Raw genomic sequence first — 16,987 nt, forward strand, 5'->3', positions numbered from 1 at the left:
TCAACAACTAAAACAAATTATATTGTGTGATCCCATTGACGAAACCTTGATTTAAAGGTAATATGCGCGCCTTATGGCATTGTGTAGTTTTTAACTACACCAAAAAATTTTTTTAAGGTAGTATGCATATCTTATGCAAAATAAATTACCATTTACTATTGACCCGATTAAATCGGCACAAAAACGACTTGATTATATTGGATATTATCCACTTCAAGCGGTAAATAGGGTTGATAGCCCAAAAAGTGATATTGAATGTAGTTTGTCTTTTTATTATGATGAACAAAAACTCTGCATTATCAATATTGATGCAAAATTAACGTTAGAACAAACTTGTCAACGTTGTTTTAAACCTTTTGTCACTGAAGTTCATGTGACGAATAAATTTAGTCCTGTTAAGAGCGATGCTCAAGCAGAGACGCTACCGGAACATTATGAACCCGTTTTGATGAACGAGTTTGGTGAAGTAGATATATTAGCGTTACTTGAGGACGAAATTATTCTCTCGTTACCAATTGCGCCGGTACATGATAGTAAACACTGCGAAGTGTCAGAGGCAGATATGGTATTTGGTGAAATTCCTACTGAGAATGAAAAAACAAATCCATTTGCAATTTTAGTTAGTTTAAAGAATAAGGGGTAAATCCATGGCTGTTCAACAGAATCGTAAAACTCGTGCAAAACGTGGTATGCGTCGTTCTCATGATGCATTAACTGTTGCTAATATCTCAGTTGATGAATCAGGTAAAACACATTTGCGTCATCACGTAACCGCTGATGGTTATTATCGTGGTCGTAAAGTGATTTCTAAATAATTATTTAGTAATTAGAAATCCTCAGGTGACATTTTGGATAATCTAACCATTGCGTTAGATGCTATGAGCGGGGACTTCGGTCCTCGTATTGTTGTTCCTGCTGCAATACAAGCACTAAATAATTATCCAACTCTTTCAATTTTTCTGGTAGGGTGTCTAACAGAAATCAATCTTTTTTTGCCTAAAGAAAAAGCAAAGTTAATTACTCAATACCAACAAGAAGGTCGATTAATGTTGATAGAATCGACATCAGTAATAGCTAATGATATGAAACCTTCTTATGCAATTCGTCATAGTCAAGGATCTTCTATGAGAATTGCGCTTGAACTAGTTAAAGATAATAAAGCTCAAGCATGTGTAAGTGCTGGTAATACTGGTGCGTTAATGGGGCTGTCAAAACTACTTTTGCATTCATTGACGGGTATAGATCGTCCTGCACTCGTTGCTATAGTTCCAGCATTAAACAATCAAAATACAGTAGTATTGGATTTAGGAGCTAATGCTGAGTGTGATAGTGATATGTTAGTTCAGTTTGCGATAATGGGTGAAATTTTAGCTAAAACAGTGCTTAATATTGAATATCCTCGTGTTGCATTACTTAATATTGGTGAAGAAGACATTAAAGGTTTGGATAAAATTCGTGCGGCTTCTGCTATTTTGAAATCAAATAACAAAATTAATTATATCGGTTATTTAGAAGGTAACGAACTTTTAACGGGTAAAACCGATGTACTTGTTTGTGATGGTTTTGTGGGTAATGTAACGTTAAAAACAGTAGAAGGTTTAATAAAAATTTTTATGTCTTCTTTTAAATTATCGTTAGGTCATCATTCACTATTATTGAAATTATTGAGTAAATGGCTACAAAGGAAAATTGCAAAAAATTTTGGTTATTTAGATCCCGGACGATATAATGGTGCTTGCTTGCTTGGACTTCGAAGTATTGTGATTAAAAGTCACGGTAGTGCCAATCAAAAATCATTTTATGCAGCAATAGAACAAGCTATTTTGGCTATACAAACAAATATACCTGAGAAGATTGCAACGAGCCTTTCTTCCGCACTACCCAAGAGCGAATAATTAGATGTATACAAAGATATTAGGAACTGGGAGTTATCTTCCAAAACAGATAAGAACTAATGCAGATCTTGAAAAAATGGTTGATACCAGTGATGAATGGATCACAACGCGTACTGGTATTAAAGAAAGACGTATCGCAGCGCCAGATGAAACTGTAACAAGTATGGCTTATGAAGCTGCTATAAATGCAATTGAAATGGCCAATATCGATAAAGAAGAAATCGGTATGATTATTGTTGCAACAGCAACTTCGGTCAATGCATTTCCAAGTTCAGCAACAGAATTACAAGCTAAATTAGGTATTGGTGATGTCGTTGCTTTTGACGTGTCAGCTGCTTGTTCTGGGTTTATTTATGCGCTTGATATTGCTGACAAATATGTTAAAAGTGGTGCAATTAAAAATGCTTTAGTTGTTGGTTCTGACATGTTAACCCGTGGTGTTGATCCAAATGATCGAGGCACCATTATCATTTTTGGGGATGGTGCAGGAGCGGTTGTTGTCGGCGCATCAGAAGAACCAGGTATTATTGCTTCGCATCTTCATGCTGATGGTCGTTATGGTGATCTATTAAAATATCCATATGTTGATCGCCGTAATATGAATGATCCTGTTTATATGGCAATGCATGGCAATGAAGTGTTTAAAGTGGCAGTTAAAGAGCTGTCAAATTTGGTTGACGAGCTTTTAACTGAGAACACGCTCAACAAAGCAGATTTAGATTGGTTAGTCCCCCATCAAGCTAATTTAAGAATTATTTCTGCAACCGCAAAACGCCTAGATATGGATATGAATAAAGTTATTGTCACATTAGATAAGCAGGGTAATACTTCTGCTGCTTCTGTGCCTTGTGCTTTAGATGCAGGTGTAAGAGATGGACGAATTCAACGAGGCCACCTAATTTTATTGGAAGCCTTTGGTGGCGGATTTGTTTGGGGATCTGCACTAGTTAGATTTTAGTTTATGAAGTATTTTTAATGATCAAGGATTTAAGAATGACCAAATTTGCAATGGTATTTCCAGGACAAGGCTCTCAAGCTGTCGGTATGTTAAAAGATCTTGCTGATAATTTTCCGATTGTCAAATCAACATTTGATGAAGCTTCTGATGTGTTAGGTTATGATTTGTGGGATTTAGTACAAAAAGGCCCAGTTGAAGAACTAAATAAAACATGGCAAACACAACCAGCACTACTTGCTTCATCTGTTGCAATATTTAGAGTCTGGCAAAGTGTTAATGGTACTCAACCCGATTTTATGGCAGGTCATAGTTTAGGCGAATATTCTGCTTTAGTTTGTGCAGGCGTGATTGATTTTAAAGATGCGATTAAATTAGTCGAATTACGCGGAAAATTAATGCAAGAAGCCGTGCCAAGCGGCACAGGTGCAATGTATGCTATTATTGGATTAGATAACGAATCAATTAGCAAAGCATGTGAACAAGCGGCTCAAGGGCAGATTGTTGCGCCAGTGAATTTTAATTCACCTGGCCAAGTAGTTATTGCTGGTAATAAGGAAGCTGTTGAACGTGCAGGTTCACTATGTAAAGATGCGGGTGCTAAGCGTGCATTACCGCTTGCTGTTAGCGTGCCATCACATTGTGCGTTAATGAAGCCAGCAGCTGACAAATTAGCGACTACATTAAATAATATTGAATTTAACACACCAAAGTTTGCTGTTATCAATAATGTCGATGTTAAAGTTGAAACATCTGCAGAAAAAATTAAAACTGCATTAATTGCTCAGCTTTACAGCCCTGTACGTTGGACTGAAACTGTTGAGTATATGGCAAAACAAGATGTAAAACTTTTAGTTGAAATGGGGCCAGGGAAAGTATTAACTGGATTAACTAAACGTATTGTTGATACACTTTCTGGTCTTGTGGTTAATGATAAAGTATCATTAGAAACGGCATTAGAAAACACAAAGTAAAATGGTAAAAGGGGTAGTTATGAACCTATCAGGAAAAATTGCTTTAGTTACGGGCGCAAGTCGTGGAATTGGTAAAGCAATTGCAGAAAAATTAGTTGCTTGTGGCGCAACTGTTATTGGTACGGCAACAACAGAAAAAGGTGCTGAAGCTATTAGCCATTACTTAGGAGCAAATGGTAAAGGTCTTGCGTTAAATGTGACTGATGAAACATCAATTGAGTCGGTTATTGGTGCAATTAAGGCTCAATTTGGTGATATTGATATTTTGGTTAATAACGCAGGTATTACTCGTGACAATTTATTAATGCGGATGAAAGAAGATGAATGGCAAGATATTTTGGATACAAATTTAACATCTGTTTTTCGCTTATCTAAAGCATTATTGCGCACAATGATGAAAAAACGCTATGGAAGAATTGTAACCATTGGCTCAGTAGTAGGCACAATGGGAAATGCCGGCCAAGCTAACTATGCGGCAGCTAAAGCTGGATTAATTGGTTTTAGTAAATCATTAGCACGTGAAGTTGCATCACGAGGTATTACTGTTAACGTGGTTGCACCTGGTTTTATTGCAACTGATATGACTGATGCATTAACTGATGAACAAAAATCTTTAACATTAGCACAAGTTCCTGCTGGACGATTAGGTGAACCAGTAGAAATAGCTAATGCAGTAGCATTTTTAGTATCAGATGAAGCATCTTATATTACTGGTGAAACTTTACATGTCAATGGTGGCATGTATATGGTGTAATTGGTTAGAATAGTGTAAAATAAGCCATTATTTTAACGTTTTGAACAAAAATTAAGCAATTGGGTTGAAAAATGATTGGCATCTTTTTCAACATTTTATAAACTTACATTCACCGCCACTTTTGGCGATTTTTATAGGAAAAAAAAGAGTATGAGCACTATTGAAGAGCGAGTTAAGAAAATTATTGTTGAGCAACTTGGTGTAAAAGAAGAAGAAGTTAAAAACGAATCTTCTTTCATTGAAGATCTTGGCGCTGACTCTCTTGACACAGTTGAATTAGTTATGGCTTTAGAAGAAGAATTTGATACAGAAATTCCTGATGAAGAAGCTGAAAAAATTACAACTGTTCAATCTGCAATTGATTATATCACTGCAAATCAATAAGGTTAGTAGAGTTTTCATGATAGGCGGTCAAATGATCGCCTAGTTTGTATTTATATCTTTAATTATTAATTTATAGACAACTTGATATAAATTTATAGAAAACTCCAAATAAAATTTTTCAATGATTCAAATTTCATTTCAATCCTTTCCTGGAGGGCAATGTGTCTAGACGCAGAGTTGTTGTTACTGGAATGGGCATGATATCTCCTGTAGGTAATACAGTTGAATCCACTTGGCAAGCTTTGTTAGCTGGGCAAAGTGGTGTTGAACTCATAGAGCACTTTGATACAGCCCCTTTCGCAACGCGCTTCGCAGCGATGGTAAAAAACTTTAATGGCGAAGATTATAATATTTCACGCAAAGATGCACGTAAAATGGATTATTTTATCCAATATGGCATTGCTGCAGGTATGCAGGCAATGCGAGATGCAGGCATTGAAATCACGAATGAAAACGCAGAACGAATCGGTTGTGCTATAGGTTCTGGTATTGGTGGGCTTGGGTTGATTGAAGAAAACCACAGTGCATTAGTAAATGGTGGTCCACGCAAAATTAGCCCGTTTTTTGTACCATCAACAATTGTTAATATGATTGCAGGTCACTTATCTATTATTTATGGATTAAAAGGACCGAGCATTACTATTGCAACAGCTTGTTCTTCAGGTGTTCATAATATTGGGCACGCTGCACGCATGATTGCTTATGGTGATGCTGATGCGATGTTAGCTGGTGGCGGCGAGAAAGCGAGTACTCCATTGGGTATCGGTGGTTTTGGTGCAGCTCGTGCTTTATCAACTAACAACGACAATCCTAAAGCAGCAAGCCGACCTTGGGATAAAGATCGTGATGGTTTTGTGTTGGGTGATGGTGCAGGAATCATGTTCTTAGAAGAATATGAACACGCCAAAAAACGTGGAGCTAAGATTTACGCTGAACTAGTTGGGTTTGGTATGAGTGGTGATGCTTATCATATGACTTCGCCTCCAGCCGATGGTAGTGGTGCTGCCTTAGCAATGAAATGTGCGCTGCGCGATGCAGGTATTACTCCAGAACAAGTTGGTTATATTAATGCTCATGGTACATCGACCCCTGCTGGTGATAAAGCTGAAACTCAAGCGGTAAAAAGTATTTTTAAAGAAAATGCTAGTAAAGTGATGGTAAGTTCAACCAAATCTATGATAGGGCATTTATTAGGTGCTGCTGGTGCGGTTGAATCAATTTTTACTGTCCTAGCATTGCGTGATCAAGCTGTTCCGCCGACAATTAATCTTAATAACCCTGATGAAGGGTGTGATCTTGATTATGTCCCCCATACAGCGCGTCAGGTTAAAAATTTAGAATATGCACTTTGTAACTCTTTTGGTTTTGGTGGAACCAATGGTTCGGTGCTATTTAAAAAAATATAATTTTTAGTTATTCTCCCATCACTAAAAGTGGTGGGGATTTATTCATCTCTTGTTAAAGTGTTGTCAATAATAGTCCATTTTTATTAAGTAAAAATGTAGCGTATTCCTCATTTTTCCAACATTCTATTTGGTAAATTGAATGTTAAAGCTTATTTTATATTTATACCAACAAATATACTTTCTCCTTGATTGAAGACGATATGTTTAGTGTGTGTTCAAATTTTATTCTAATATTTTAGGAGCTTTAAATGTGGCAGATGGCTGTTGCTCATGCTATTCATAATGGCTTTACTGTATCAGAAGCAACACAAGATTATTGGTTGGAGAAACAGTAGCGATAGGTACTTTGGTAATGTTAATCGATAGTGATCCAGATATGATTGAAACTGTATATAATTTCTGTGAATCTGTCGGTTTACCAATTGCTCTGGCTGAAATTGACTTAACTAATGCCAGTGATGAAAACTTGATGAAAATCGCTACAAAAGTAGCAAATACAGAGGGATTACGTCGTAAATAGCTTTGCACTTTTTTAGATTAATTGTGCTAACTTTAAATGTACTCTGGTTGGTTTTTTACATCAAGAGTTTTTATTTCTTTTACATTTTGTTGTAAGTTCATGTAGGTAAAGAGAATAAGAAAATTCTTCTTGCTTGTGTTATAATTCAAAGCTAATTTTATCGCTTCATTTCTGGTAATTATGGCAGAACCAAAATTTATTCATCTTCATTTGCATAGTGATTTCTCTATGATTGATGGAATTGCTAAGGTAGGTGCATTAGTAAATGAAATGAGCAAGTTGCAGATGCCTGCATTTGCAATCACTGATTTTACTAATATTTGTGGACTGGTTAAGTTTTACGGCTCAGCAATGTCAAAAGGTATTAAACCTATCATTGGTGCAGATCTCGCTATTAGAAGTTCTCAATTGCCTGATGATATTTATCATCTAACTCTGTTAGCAGCTAATAATCAGGGATATCAAAATCTTACTTTATTGATTTCTAAAGCTTATCAGCGAGGATACATTGGAGATTTGCCTGTTGTTGATAATGAGTGGTTAATTGAGCATCGAGAAGGGTTAATTGTATTAGCTGGACGAGAAAGTGATATTGGTATCGGTATCGTTCGCAATAATCAAACTATTATTGAGCATGCTATTAATTTTTACCTTGAAAATTTTAATGAGCATTTTTATTTTGAGCTAGTACGGACTAAACGAATCAATGAAGAGCTATTTATTCATAGTGCAGTAAGATTGGCTGAACAGTATCAATTACCCGTGGTTGCTTCTAATGATGTTCGTTTTTTAAAAGCTTCAGATTTTGAGGCTCACGAAATTCGTGTTGCTATTCATGATGGAAATACACTTGAAGATCCTTCCCGACCTAAAAATTACTCAGCAGAGCAATATTTACGATCTGAACAGGAAATGTGTGAACTATTCTCTGATATACCAGAAGCGCTTGAAAATAGTGTTGAAATAGCAAAGCGCTGTAATGTAACCATCCGGTTAGGTGAATATTTTTTACCTAAATTTCCTACTGGTGATATGTCGACCGAAGATTTCTTAGTGCATAAATCGCGTGAAGGTTTAGAAGAAAGACTTGAGTTTTTATTTCCCGATCCAAAAGTTAGAAAACAAAGAAGACCTGAATATGATGAGCGTTTAGAAACAGAATTAACGGTTATTAATCAGATGGGTTTTCCTGGATACTTTCTAATCGTTATGGAATTTATTCAATGGTCGAAAGATAATGATATTCCCGTGGGACCTGGGCGTGGTTCAGGTGCGGGTTCACTAGTTGCGTATGCTTTAAAAATTACCGATTTAGACCCACTGGCGTTTGACTTACTTTTTGAACGATTTTTGAATCCAGAACGTGTTTCAATGCCTGATTTTGATGTCGACTTTTGTATGGAAAAGCGAGATCTAGTAATTGATCACGTTGCTGATATGTATGGTCGTGATGCGGTCTCTCAAATTATTACTTTTGGGACTATGGCGGCTAAAGCGGTAATCAGAGATGTTGGCCGAGTACTTGGACATCCTTATGGTTTTGTTGATAGAATTTCCAAATTAATTCCCTTAGATCCAGGAATGACATTGGCTAAAGCTTTTGAAGTTGAGCCTCAACTTCAGGAGTTATACGATAATAATGAAGAAATTAAATCATTAATTGATATAGCACGTCAATTAGAAGGCGTAACTAGAAATGCAGGTAAGCATGCTGGGGGGGTTGTCATTTCCCCAACTAAGATTACAGATTTTTCGCCAATTTATTGCGATCCAGAAGGAAATCACCCAGTAACCCAGTTTGATAAAAATGATGTTGAATATGCAGGTCTTGTTAAATTTGACTTTTTAGGACTAAGAACATTAACCATTATTGATTGGGCAATCAAAATGATTAATGAACGTCAGTTAAGAGATGGTAATAAACCAGTCGATATTACTCGAATTCCTCTTGATGATCAGCCGTCATTTGATTTGTTATTGAAAGCTGAAACAACAGCTGTGTTCCAGCTTGAATCTCGAGGTATGAAAGACTTAATAAGGCGATTAAAACCTGACTGTTTTGAGGATATGATCGCTTTAGTTGCTTTATTTAGACCAGGTCCGTTACAATCAGGCATGGTAGACAACTTTATTGACCGTAAACATGGCAGAGAAGAAGTATCCTATCCTGATATAAAATATCAACATGAATCATTAAAATCTATCTTAGAACCAACATACGGTATTATTTTGTACCAAGAACAAGTTATGCAAATTGCTCAGACTTTGTCCGGTTATACCTTAGGTGGTGCGGATTTATTACGTCGAGCTATGGGGAAGAAAAAACCTGAGGAAATGGCAAAGCAACGCTCTGTCTTTAAAGAAGGTGCCGAAAAGCAAGGTATCGATGGTGAGCTTTCCATGCGCATTTTTGATTTAGTGGAAAAATTTGCCGGTTATGGTTTTAATAAATCCCATTCAGCAGCTTATGCGCTTGTTTCTTATCAAACATTATGGTTAAAAACTCACTATCCAGCAGAATTTATGGCTGCAGTTATGACTGCAGATATGGATAATACTGATAAAATTGTCGGTTTAGTTGATGAATGCTTACGGATGGGATTAAAGGTTAACCCTCCAGATATTAATAGTGGCCTTTATCACTTTCATGTGAATGATAAAGGTGAGATTGTTTACGGGATTGGAGCTATAAAGGGTGTCGGTGAAGGGCCTATTGAGGCAATTGTTGAAGCACGTAATAGTGGTGGATATTTTAAAAATATATTCGAACTTTGTGCTCGAACAGATATGAAAAAGATCAACCGCCGTGTACTTGAAAAACTTACTATGGCAGGGGCATTTGATAAATTAGGCCCTCACAGAGCAGCTATTTTGCATAGTATTAATGATGCAATGCAGGCAGCGGATCAATATGCAAAAGCTCAAGATATTGGTCAAGAAGATATGTTTGGAGTCTTAGCGGAAGAACCTGAACAAGTTGAGCATGCTTATGCTGCGGTACCTGAATTACCCGATCAAGTTTTGCTTGATGGCGAGCGTGAAGCTTTAGGGCTTTATTTAACAGGGCATCCTGTAACGCAATATTTAAAAGAATTAAATCGTTATACTGGTGGATTGCGAATTAGTGAAGCATCTCCGACAGGCTGGGGAAAAACGGTCACTTTTGCTGGTATTGTTACTGATGCTAGGACCAGAATTACTAAAAAAGGTAAAAAAATTGGCTTGTTTACTTTGGATGATCGTTCAGGCCGTATTGATGGTATGCTTTTTGCAGAATCTTTGGAAAATTTTGGACATTTACTCGTAAAAGATAAGATCTTAATTGTTACAGGCCAAGTTAGTAATGATGATTTTAATGGTGGTTTTAAAATGTCAGTGCGGGATATTGTTGATCTAAAAGATGCCCGTGCTAAATATGTAAAAGGACTGTCCATTACATTAACTGAAAGCGAAGCAAATCAAGCGATATTGCAGCGTTTACAACAACTTTTAGAACCTTATCGTCATGGTAGTGTGCCTGTCAACTTATATTATCACCGAGATGATTCGGTTGTTAAAATTCAATTCGGCACGACATGGAGAGTTATTCCAGAGGACTCTCTGATTGTTGAATTAAAGACACTTATTGGCATTGATCGTATTGAATTTGAGTTTGAATAAGAAAATAAACTTATTAATAGTATTCTGATTGATTAATTGAATTTATTAAATAAATGATGTTACTTTAATTATATGTAAGTGGTATAACATTTGGAATAGTTGAAGTCTAATAATATAAATTTAAGTGACTTTAATGAGTATTACATAGTAGAATTGGCTTAATTTTATTTTAAGAATTAGCCAGTATACTGTATTAGATGTGTATTTTATTAAAATACCAAATAAATTAAGAGGCAATTACAAGCGTTATGAACAATTTTTTGGAATTTGAAAAGCCGATAGCGGAATTAGAAGCAAAAATTAATTCCTTAAAGAATATTGATTCGCAACAAGTTGAATTAGATATTAATTTAGATAAAGAGATTAAGCAATTACATAAAAAAAGCCGTGAATTAACAAAAAAAATATTTGCTAATTTAACTCCTTGGGAAATTGCGCAACTAGCAAGACATCCAAATCGTCCTTATACATTGGATTATCTGAAAGAAATTTTTACTGATTTTGATGAATTAGCTGGTGATAGGGCTTATGCTGACGACAAAGCAATTGTTGGTGGAATAGCTCGTATTGATGGAAGATCTGTGGTGGTTATTGGGCATCAAAAAGGTCGAGAAACAAAACAGAAAATTTACCGAAATTTTGGTATGCCTGCTCCAGAAGGGTATCGAAAAGCTTTACGATTAATGCAATTAGCGGAGCGTTTTAAATTACCAATTATTACTTTTATTGACACTCCAGGCGCTTATCCTGGTATTGGTGCTGAAGAAAGGGGGCAAGCAGAAGCTATTGCTCGTAATTTAAGAGAAATGTCACGTCTTAAAGTACCTACTATTTGTACAGTAATTGGAGAGGGAGGCTCTGGGGGCGCTCTTGCTATTGGGGTTGCCGATAAAGTTAATATGCTTCAATATAGTACTTACTCTGTTATATCGCCAGAAGGTTGTGCTTCGATTTTATGGAAAAGTGCTGATAAAGCACCAGTTGCAGCTGAAGCTATGAATATGACTGCAGATAAATTACTAAAATTGAATCTTATTGATTCGATTATACCTGAGCCACTGGGCGGTGCCCACCGTGATTATGCTGTTGTATCTAATTCACTCAAAACACAGTTACTTAGTGATCTTGATGAACTTGAAAGTATAAATTTATCTGTATTACTAGAAAGAAGATATCAACGCTTGATGAACTATGGCTACGTAAGGTAATTTGGAATATTGTAATGAAAAAATCGACAGGTTTACTACGTATCCTTAAGGCAGCAAAATATTCTTTAAAAGGTTTGAAATCAGCTATCAAACATGAAGCCGCATTTCGCCAAGAGTTAATTCTATTAATTGTGGCTTATATTATTGTAATGCTAGTCGATTTTTCTATTTATGAACGTATTTTATTACTTGGTTCAATTGGAGTTGTGATGATTACTGAGTTAATAAATAGTGCAATAGAGTGTGTAGTTGATCGGATTGGTTCTGAAAGGCATGATTTATCTGGCCGAGCAAAGGATTATGGCTCGGCTGCTGTATTTTTGTCGTTATTATTGACTATTATCTTGTGGATTTATCTATTTTCTTGTCACTTTTCATCATAATTTTTTATTTAAACGTAGGTTTTCCGGAAAGTTTTGACAATAGTTTAATTACCCAAAATCTATTCGGTAACTAGTTCTCTAATGATGAAATTTCCTGTTTGTTCAACGTCTAAAGTTGTTTTTAGCCATGGTAAAATTGTACGCATTTGTTCGTGTAATTTCCATGGAGGATTAATTACTATCATTCCTGATGCTGTCATGCCTTTTTGGTTATTATCAGGCTTTATTGCTAGCTCAAATTGTGAAATTCGTTTTATGCCTAAATTAATAATATTATCAATCATTTTTTGAGTTTGTGTACGAGATACCACAGGATACCAAATTAAGTAAACACCTGTTGCAAAACGTTTATATGCTTCAAATAATGCTGCAGGGATTTTTTGATAATCGTCTTTAATTTCATAAGAAGGATCAATCAATATTATTCCACGACGAGATAGTGGAGGTAACTTTGATTTTAATTGGGAAAATCCATCTTCACGTAAAACTTTTGTTCGTTTATCTTTACTAAATTCTTGTTTTAATAAAGGGTAATCAGTTGGGTGTAACTCTGTAAGGTTGAGCTTGTCTTGTTCACGTAATAATTGCTTGGCAATTAATGGTGAACCTGGATAATATTTTATTTCCTCAAAAGGATTATAGCGTCTTAGTACCGATATATATGTATTAAGCAATTCAGGAATATTAGATTGTTGCCATAGTAAATTAATTCCTGATAAATATTCACCCGTTTTTTCTGCATGCTCACTTCTTAACAGATATCGTCCAGCCCCCGAGTGTGTATCTAAATATAAAAAAGGCTTTTCTTTTTCTTTTAATGATTCAATACATAACGTTAAAACAATATGTTTTAATATATCTGCATGATTTCCAGCATGGTAACTGTGGCGGTAGCTTAGCATAGGGAATCTACTCCCTTTTGTTCATTTTTTTGCATATAAAAGGTTATTAAGGATAAGCAAAGAAGACAAGGAATTTCCATTAATTCTTCAATGAGATCTTTTCGCTCTTTTGTTATAACTAGAAATTCATGTCCAATACGGTGATGTTCTGCAATATCAGCTATACCTAAGAATAAAAAAGCAAAGAATATATGCCAAAATGGTATTTTTTCGTATTTGTAGCGACGAGCAATTTCTCGGCGAATCGTGGGTGAAAATATACTTAGGATTGGGATCGCTATTAATATACTAGCAATGATTTTATAATAGAAACGAGGTACCTCAGGAAAAAAGTCTCGTCCCCAACTAATTCCTCGACCAAAAAGCATAAACCACCAGAAAATTGTCCAAACCCAAAATCTATAAAGCTCAGAATGTTCAGATACTCGTTTTGCATAATAATAGGTATAACAGCACATAAATAATAAGAAGAGAGATTGAATATGTTCAATCACTACAACCGTCATTCCATTGTATAAAGGTATAAAGCAATTTCCCGTCATATAAAGGATAATGCCAAGAGTGATAATTAATAACGAACTTTTGTAAAAATGAAAATCTAACTTACACATACAATATCTTATTATTAAAAAGCGCTTTTAAGTTTGAGTATAGTACCGCATTTACGACACAAATAACTAGTTTTATTCTTTTGAATTTTGTTGTGTCTTATCGAAGTTAAGTGATGTTGTTGACAATTGCAGTAGTATAAATAAGTATTGCGTTGAATGGAAAAACGGTGAGTTGTCACAGGGCTTTTTTCTAATATTTCTGACATAATATATTGCCATTCTTTGCCATGTGGTTTTACTTTGCCAAACTTTTTAAACACAATGAGATGAGCTAATTCGTGAGGCACAACTTCCTCAATAAATTGAGTACCATTATCTAGCAACATAATCGAATTAAGTTGAATTTCCCAACGTGTTAAAAAGGCACTACCAGCAATACTGCCTTTGGGTTTATAAATGATCTTAGGTTCTTTATATTGGGAATGTAGACGTTGATTGGCTTGCATTAAGTGAGTTCTTAGACAAGCCATAGTTTGATTATGTAAATAAATTGGTATGCGTTTATAATCCTGCTGCATCACGTAGTAGTGCCGCTTTATCAGTTTTTTCCCAAGGGAATATATCTCGACCAAAATGACCGTAACTTGCAGTTTGTTGATAGATCGGTTGAATTAGATCAAGCATTTGGATCAATCCATAAGGTCTTAAATCAAAGAATTCTTTAATAAGCGATACAATTTTATTGTGATGGATTTTTTCTGTGCCGAAAGTATTGACATAGATTGATGTAGGATTGGCAATACCAATTGCATAAGATATTTGTAATTCACATCTGTCAGCAAGTCCTGCAGCAACAATATTCTTTGCAACATAGCGTGCGGCATAAGCTGCTGAGCGGTCAACTTTTGAAGGATCTTTTCCAGAAAAGGCCCCACCACCATGATGAGCTGCTCCACCGTACGTATCGACAATGATTTTTCGTCCAGTTAGTCCACAGTCTCCCATAGGGCCACCAATAACAAAACGCCCAGTAGGATTAATAAAGTATTTTGTTCTAGATGTTAACCATTCGGCTGGTAATGTTGGTTTAATGATTTCTTCCATGACGGCTTCATGTAATGCTTTTTGCTCAATATCTTCTGAATGCTGAGTTGATAGAACGATTGTATCAACACCTTTTATCTGACCGTCTTGGTAAATTAATGTTACTTGGCTTTTTGCATCAGGTCTTAACCAAGGAAGTGTACCATTTTTTCTAACTTCTGCTTGGCGGCGCATTAAGTCATGAGCATAGCTTATAGCAGCAGGCATTAGATTTGGCATTTCATTTGTAGCATAACCAAACATAATACCTTGGTCACCAGCACCTTGCTCTAAAGGATCGTTTCGATCAACTCCTTGATTGATATCCGGAGATTGTTTACCAATAGCATTAAGTACAGCACATGAATTTGCGTCAAATCCCATTTCTGAACTGGTATATCCAATATCATTAATTGTTTTTCGAGTTAATTCTTCAATGTCTACCCAAGCTGAAGTAGTGATTTCACCACCCACTAAAGCCATACCTGTTTTTACATATGTTTCGCAAGCAACACGCGCTTTTGGATCTTGTTTTAAAATTGCATCAAGTACAGCATCAGATATCTGATCGGCAATTTTATCTGGATGACCTTCTGAAACAGATTCGGAAGTAAATAGAAATTCTGACATAGAATACCTTCTTAACTTAATTTTTGCATAAGTATATCTAGTTATTTTAGCAGTTTTACCGTCTAGACGTCTAGTCCATAATTTATGGAACTAAATGCAACATTAGCTTAGGTAAAATACTTGCATTAATTTTTAATCGATTTACGATATGACGCGTTTCTAATTTATTACTTAATGTCTTATAGCTAAAATGAATATCGTAAAACAATCGCCTTCAGTGTTAGTATTTGATTCAGGTATTGGTGGTCTATCTGTTTATAATGAAATTTACAATAAAATACCTAATGCACACTATATCTATGTATTCGATAATGAGATGTTCCCTTATGGAGATAAATCATCAGAGTTTTTAATTAATAGAGTGAACTCTGTCATTGAGGCTGTTAATAAATTTTATCCAATTGATTTAGCAGTTATTGCTTGCAATACAGCTAGTACTATTTGTTTGCCTAGTTTGCGTGCTAAATTTTCTTTTCCTATTATTGGTGTTGTACCAGCGATTAAACCAGCTAGCTTACTTACTAAAAATAAATGTATAGGGTTATTAGCTACAAAAGCAACAGTTGAAAGAACTTATATAGCCGATTTAATAAAGCAATTTGCCTCGCATTGTACTGTTAAAATGTTAGGTTTATCGGAATTAGCAATTATAGCCGAAAATAAATTACAAGGCATTAATGTAGATATGAAACAGTTAAAAGAACTAATGCAACCTTGGCTTGGACTACAAATAATCCCCGATACAATAGTTTTAGGTTGTACGCATTATCCTTTTATTAAAACAGAATTACAGACGCTTTTTCCTCAGGCGAGTCTAATAGATTCAGGTTATGCGATTGCAACAAGGGCCTGTAATTTACTAAATGATAAATATAATCTGGACCAAATAATTCCTTCTGCGTCCGAAAATATTGTATTAAGTACAGTTTATACTAAGTCTGTAGAAAAGTTGATTGAAAAACTATCGGATTATAATCTTAATAAATATCATGCCATTAAAGTTTATAAAGGTTAAAACTTGCGCGACCGGGTAACTATTTTATCTTTTTTGCTTGCACAAAAATTTTAAGCCCCTATAATGCGCATCCACTGACACGGAGTCAGCGACAAGCAGACGGTAAATTGGTCAGTGAATAAGATCAAAAATTTAAAAAAAGATCTTGACGAATAAAAAGGTGTAGCGTAGTATACGCAACCGCTTGGGACAGCGAACTAAATCAACGAAGGTTGATGAGGGATGTAAGCTGTTAGCTCTTTAAAAAGAAGAAACAGACAATCTGTGTGGGCACTTGCGAGACGAAAGATTAAAGTCTACGGACTAAAAAATTAAGTCTTGATAAGTGACACTGAAGATTCATTTGAATATGTCAGAGACAGTTATTGAGCATCAAACTTTAAATTGAAGAGTTTGATCATGGCTCAGATTGAACGCTGGCGGCAGGCTTAACACATGCAAGTCGAACGGTAACATGAGTGCTTGCACTTGATGACGAGTGGCGGACGGGTGAGTAAGGTATGGGGATCTGCCGAATGGAGGGGGACAACAGTTGGAAACGACTGCTAATACCGCATAAAGTTGAGAGACCAAAGCATGGGACCTACGGGCCATGCGCCATTTGATGAACCCATATGGGATTAGCTAGTTGGTGGGGTAATGGCTCACCAAGGCGACGATCTCTAGC

At 35.7% G+C, this 16,987-nt stretch carries 17 protein-coding genes and 1 rRNA gene; 14 read left to right on the forward strand and 4 right to left on the reverse strand.

Annotated features, from left to right (window positions below):
* Window positions 1-133 precede the first annotated feature (133 nt).
* The 12 genes from yceD (at window position 134) to A9G31_RS09215 (ending at window position 12,139) form a co-directional block, all read left to right on the forward strand.
* Window positions 134-643 (forward strand): 23S rRNA accumulation protein YceD, encoded by a 510-nt coding sequence (gene yceD, locus A9G31_RS09165; RefSeq protein ID WP_065561382.1) that lies wholly within the window; start codon window positions 134-136, stop codon window positions 641-643.
* A gap of 4 nt (window positions 644-647) precedes the next feature.
* Complete coding sequence (rpmF, locus tag A9G31_RS09170) at window positions 648-815, forward strand: 50S ribosomal protein L32 (RefSeq protein ID WP_025316508.1); 168 nt, start codon at window positions 648-650, stop codon at window positions 813-815.
* Between the two features lie 33 nt (window positions 816-848).
* Window positions 849-1,895 carry a phosphate acyltransferase PlsX gene (plsX, locus tag A9G31_RS09175; RefSeq protein ID WP_081298000.1) on the forward strand — a complete coding sequence of 349 codons (1,047 nt, stop codon included), beginning with the start codon at window positions 849-851 and terminating at the stop codon, window positions 1,893-1,895.
* Window positions 1,896-1,899: 4 nt separating this feature from the next.
* Window positions 1,900-2,853, forward strand: coding sequence for a beta-ketoacyl-ACP synthase III (locus A9G31_RS09180; RefSeq protein WP_065561383.1), 954 nt, complete (start codon window positions 1,900-1,902; stop codon window positions 2,851-2,853).
* 35 nt (window positions 2,854-2,888) lie between these two features.
* On the forward strand, window positions 2,889-3,824 hold the full coding sequence (fabD, locus tag A9G31_RS09185) for an ACP S-malonyltransferase (protein ID WP_065561384.1): 936 nt from the start codon (window positions 2,889-2,891) through the stop codon (window positions 3,822-3,824).
* A 19-nt stretch (window positions 3,825-3,843) separates the two neighbouring features.
* Entirely contained in the window at window positions 3,844-4,578 is a 735-nt protein-coding gene (fabG, locus tag A9G31_RS09190) for a 3-oxoacyl-ACP reductase FabG (RefSeq protein WP_065561385.1), read from the forward strand.
* A 150-nt stretch (window positions 4,579-4,728) separates the two neighbouring features.
* Entirely contained in the window at window positions 4,729-4,962 is a 234-nt protein-coding gene (acpP, locus tag A9G31_RS09195; RefSeq protein WP_034910452.1) for an acyl carrier protein, read from the forward strand.
* A gap of 161 nt (window positions 4,963-5,123) precedes the next feature.
* Window positions 5,124-6,368: a beta-ketoacyl-ACP synthase II gene (fabF, locus tag A9G31_RS09200; RefSeq protein WP_065561386.1), complete on the forward strand. Its 1,245-nt coding sequence runs from the start codon at window positions 5,124-5,126 to the stop codon at window positions 6,366-6,368.
* A 346-nt stretch (window positions 6,369-6,714) separates the two neighbouring features.
* Window positions 6,715-6,888, forward strand: a complete 174-nt coding sequence (locus A9G31_RS11650) for a glycerol dehydrogenase (RefSeq protein ID WP_141671435.1) — start codon at window positions 6,715-6,717, stop codon at window positions 6,886-6,888.
* Window positions 6,889-7,068: 180 nt separating this feature from the next.
* Window positions 7,069-10,548 (forward strand): DNA polymerase III subunit alpha, encoded by a 3,480-nt coding sequence (gene dnaE, locus A9G31_RS09205; protein WP_065561387.1) that lies wholly within the window; start codon window positions 7,069-7,071, stop codon window positions 10,546-10,548.
* A gap of 248 nt (window positions 10,549-10,796) precedes the next feature.
* The gene (gene accA, locus A9G31_RS09210) at window positions 10,797-11,756 is read left to right on the forward strand and encodes an acetyl-CoA carboxylase carboxyl transferase subunit alpha (RefSeq protein WP_065561388.1); all 960 of its coding nucleotides are present in this window, start codon (window positions 10,797-10,799) and stop codon (window positions 11,754-11,756) included.
* Between the two features lie 14 nt (window positions 11,757-11,770).
* Window positions 11,771-12,139, forward strand: a complete 369-nt coding sequence (locus A9G31_RS09215) for a diacylglycerol kinase (RefSeq protein WP_065561389.1) — start codon at window positions 11,771-11,773, stop codon at window positions 12,137-12,139.
* 59 nt (window positions 12,140-12,198) lie between these two features.
* Here the strand turns inward: A9G31_RS09215 and A9G31_RS09220 are convergent, their stop codons facing one another.
* From A9G31_RS09220 to metK, 4 genes are all read right to left on the reverse strand, one after another.
* Window positions 12,199-13,041, reverse strand: a complete 843-nt coding sequence (locus A9G31_RS09220; protein WP_065561390.1) for a 23S rRNA (adenine(2030)-N(6))-methyltransferase RlmJ — start codon at window positions 13,039-13,041, stop codon at window positions 12,199-12,201.
* Complete coding sequence (locus A9G31_RS09225; protein WP_141671436.1) at window positions 13,035-13,583, reverse strand: hypothetical protein; 549 nt, start codon at window positions 13,581-13,583, stop codon at window positions 13,035-13,037. Before A9G31_RS09225 ends, A9G31_RS09220 begins: the two co-directional genes overlap by 7 nt.
* An 83-nt stretch (window positions 13,584-13,666) precedes the next feature.
* Window positions 13,667-14,170, reverse strand: coding sequence for a SprT family zinc-dependent metalloprotease (locus A9G31_RS09230; RefSeq protein ID WP_065561392.1), 504 nt, complete (start codon window positions 14,168-14,170; stop codon window positions 13,667-13,669).
* Window positions 14,154-15,305 (reverse strand): methionine adenosyltransferase, encoded by a 1,152-nt coding sequence (metK, locus tag A9G31_RS09235; protein WP_065561393.1) that lies wholly within the window; start codon window positions 15,303-15,305, stop codon window positions 14,154-14,156. Before metK ends, A9G31_RS09230 begins: the two co-directional genes overlap by 17 nt.
* A 190-nt stretch (window positions 15,306-15,495) precedes the next feature.
* Here metK and murI point away from each other — a divergent pair, with 190 nt between their 5' ends.
* Complete coding sequence (gene murI / locus A9G31_RS09240; protein ID WP_065561394.1) at window positions 15,496-16,320, forward strand: glutamate racemase; 825 nt, start codon at window positions 15,496-15,498, stop codon at window positions 16,318-16,320.
* A gap of 381 nt (window positions 16,321-16,701) precedes the next feature.
* Window positions 16,702-16,987, forward strand: a 16S ribosomal RNA gene (locus A9G31_RS09245); the annotation flags it as partial.

The sequence above is a fragment of the Gilliamella sp. Gris1-4 genome (assembly GCF_001690335.1).
GTDB lineage: Bacteria > Pseudomonadota > Gammaproteobacteria > Enterobacterales > Orbaceae > Gilliamella > Gilliamella apicola_P.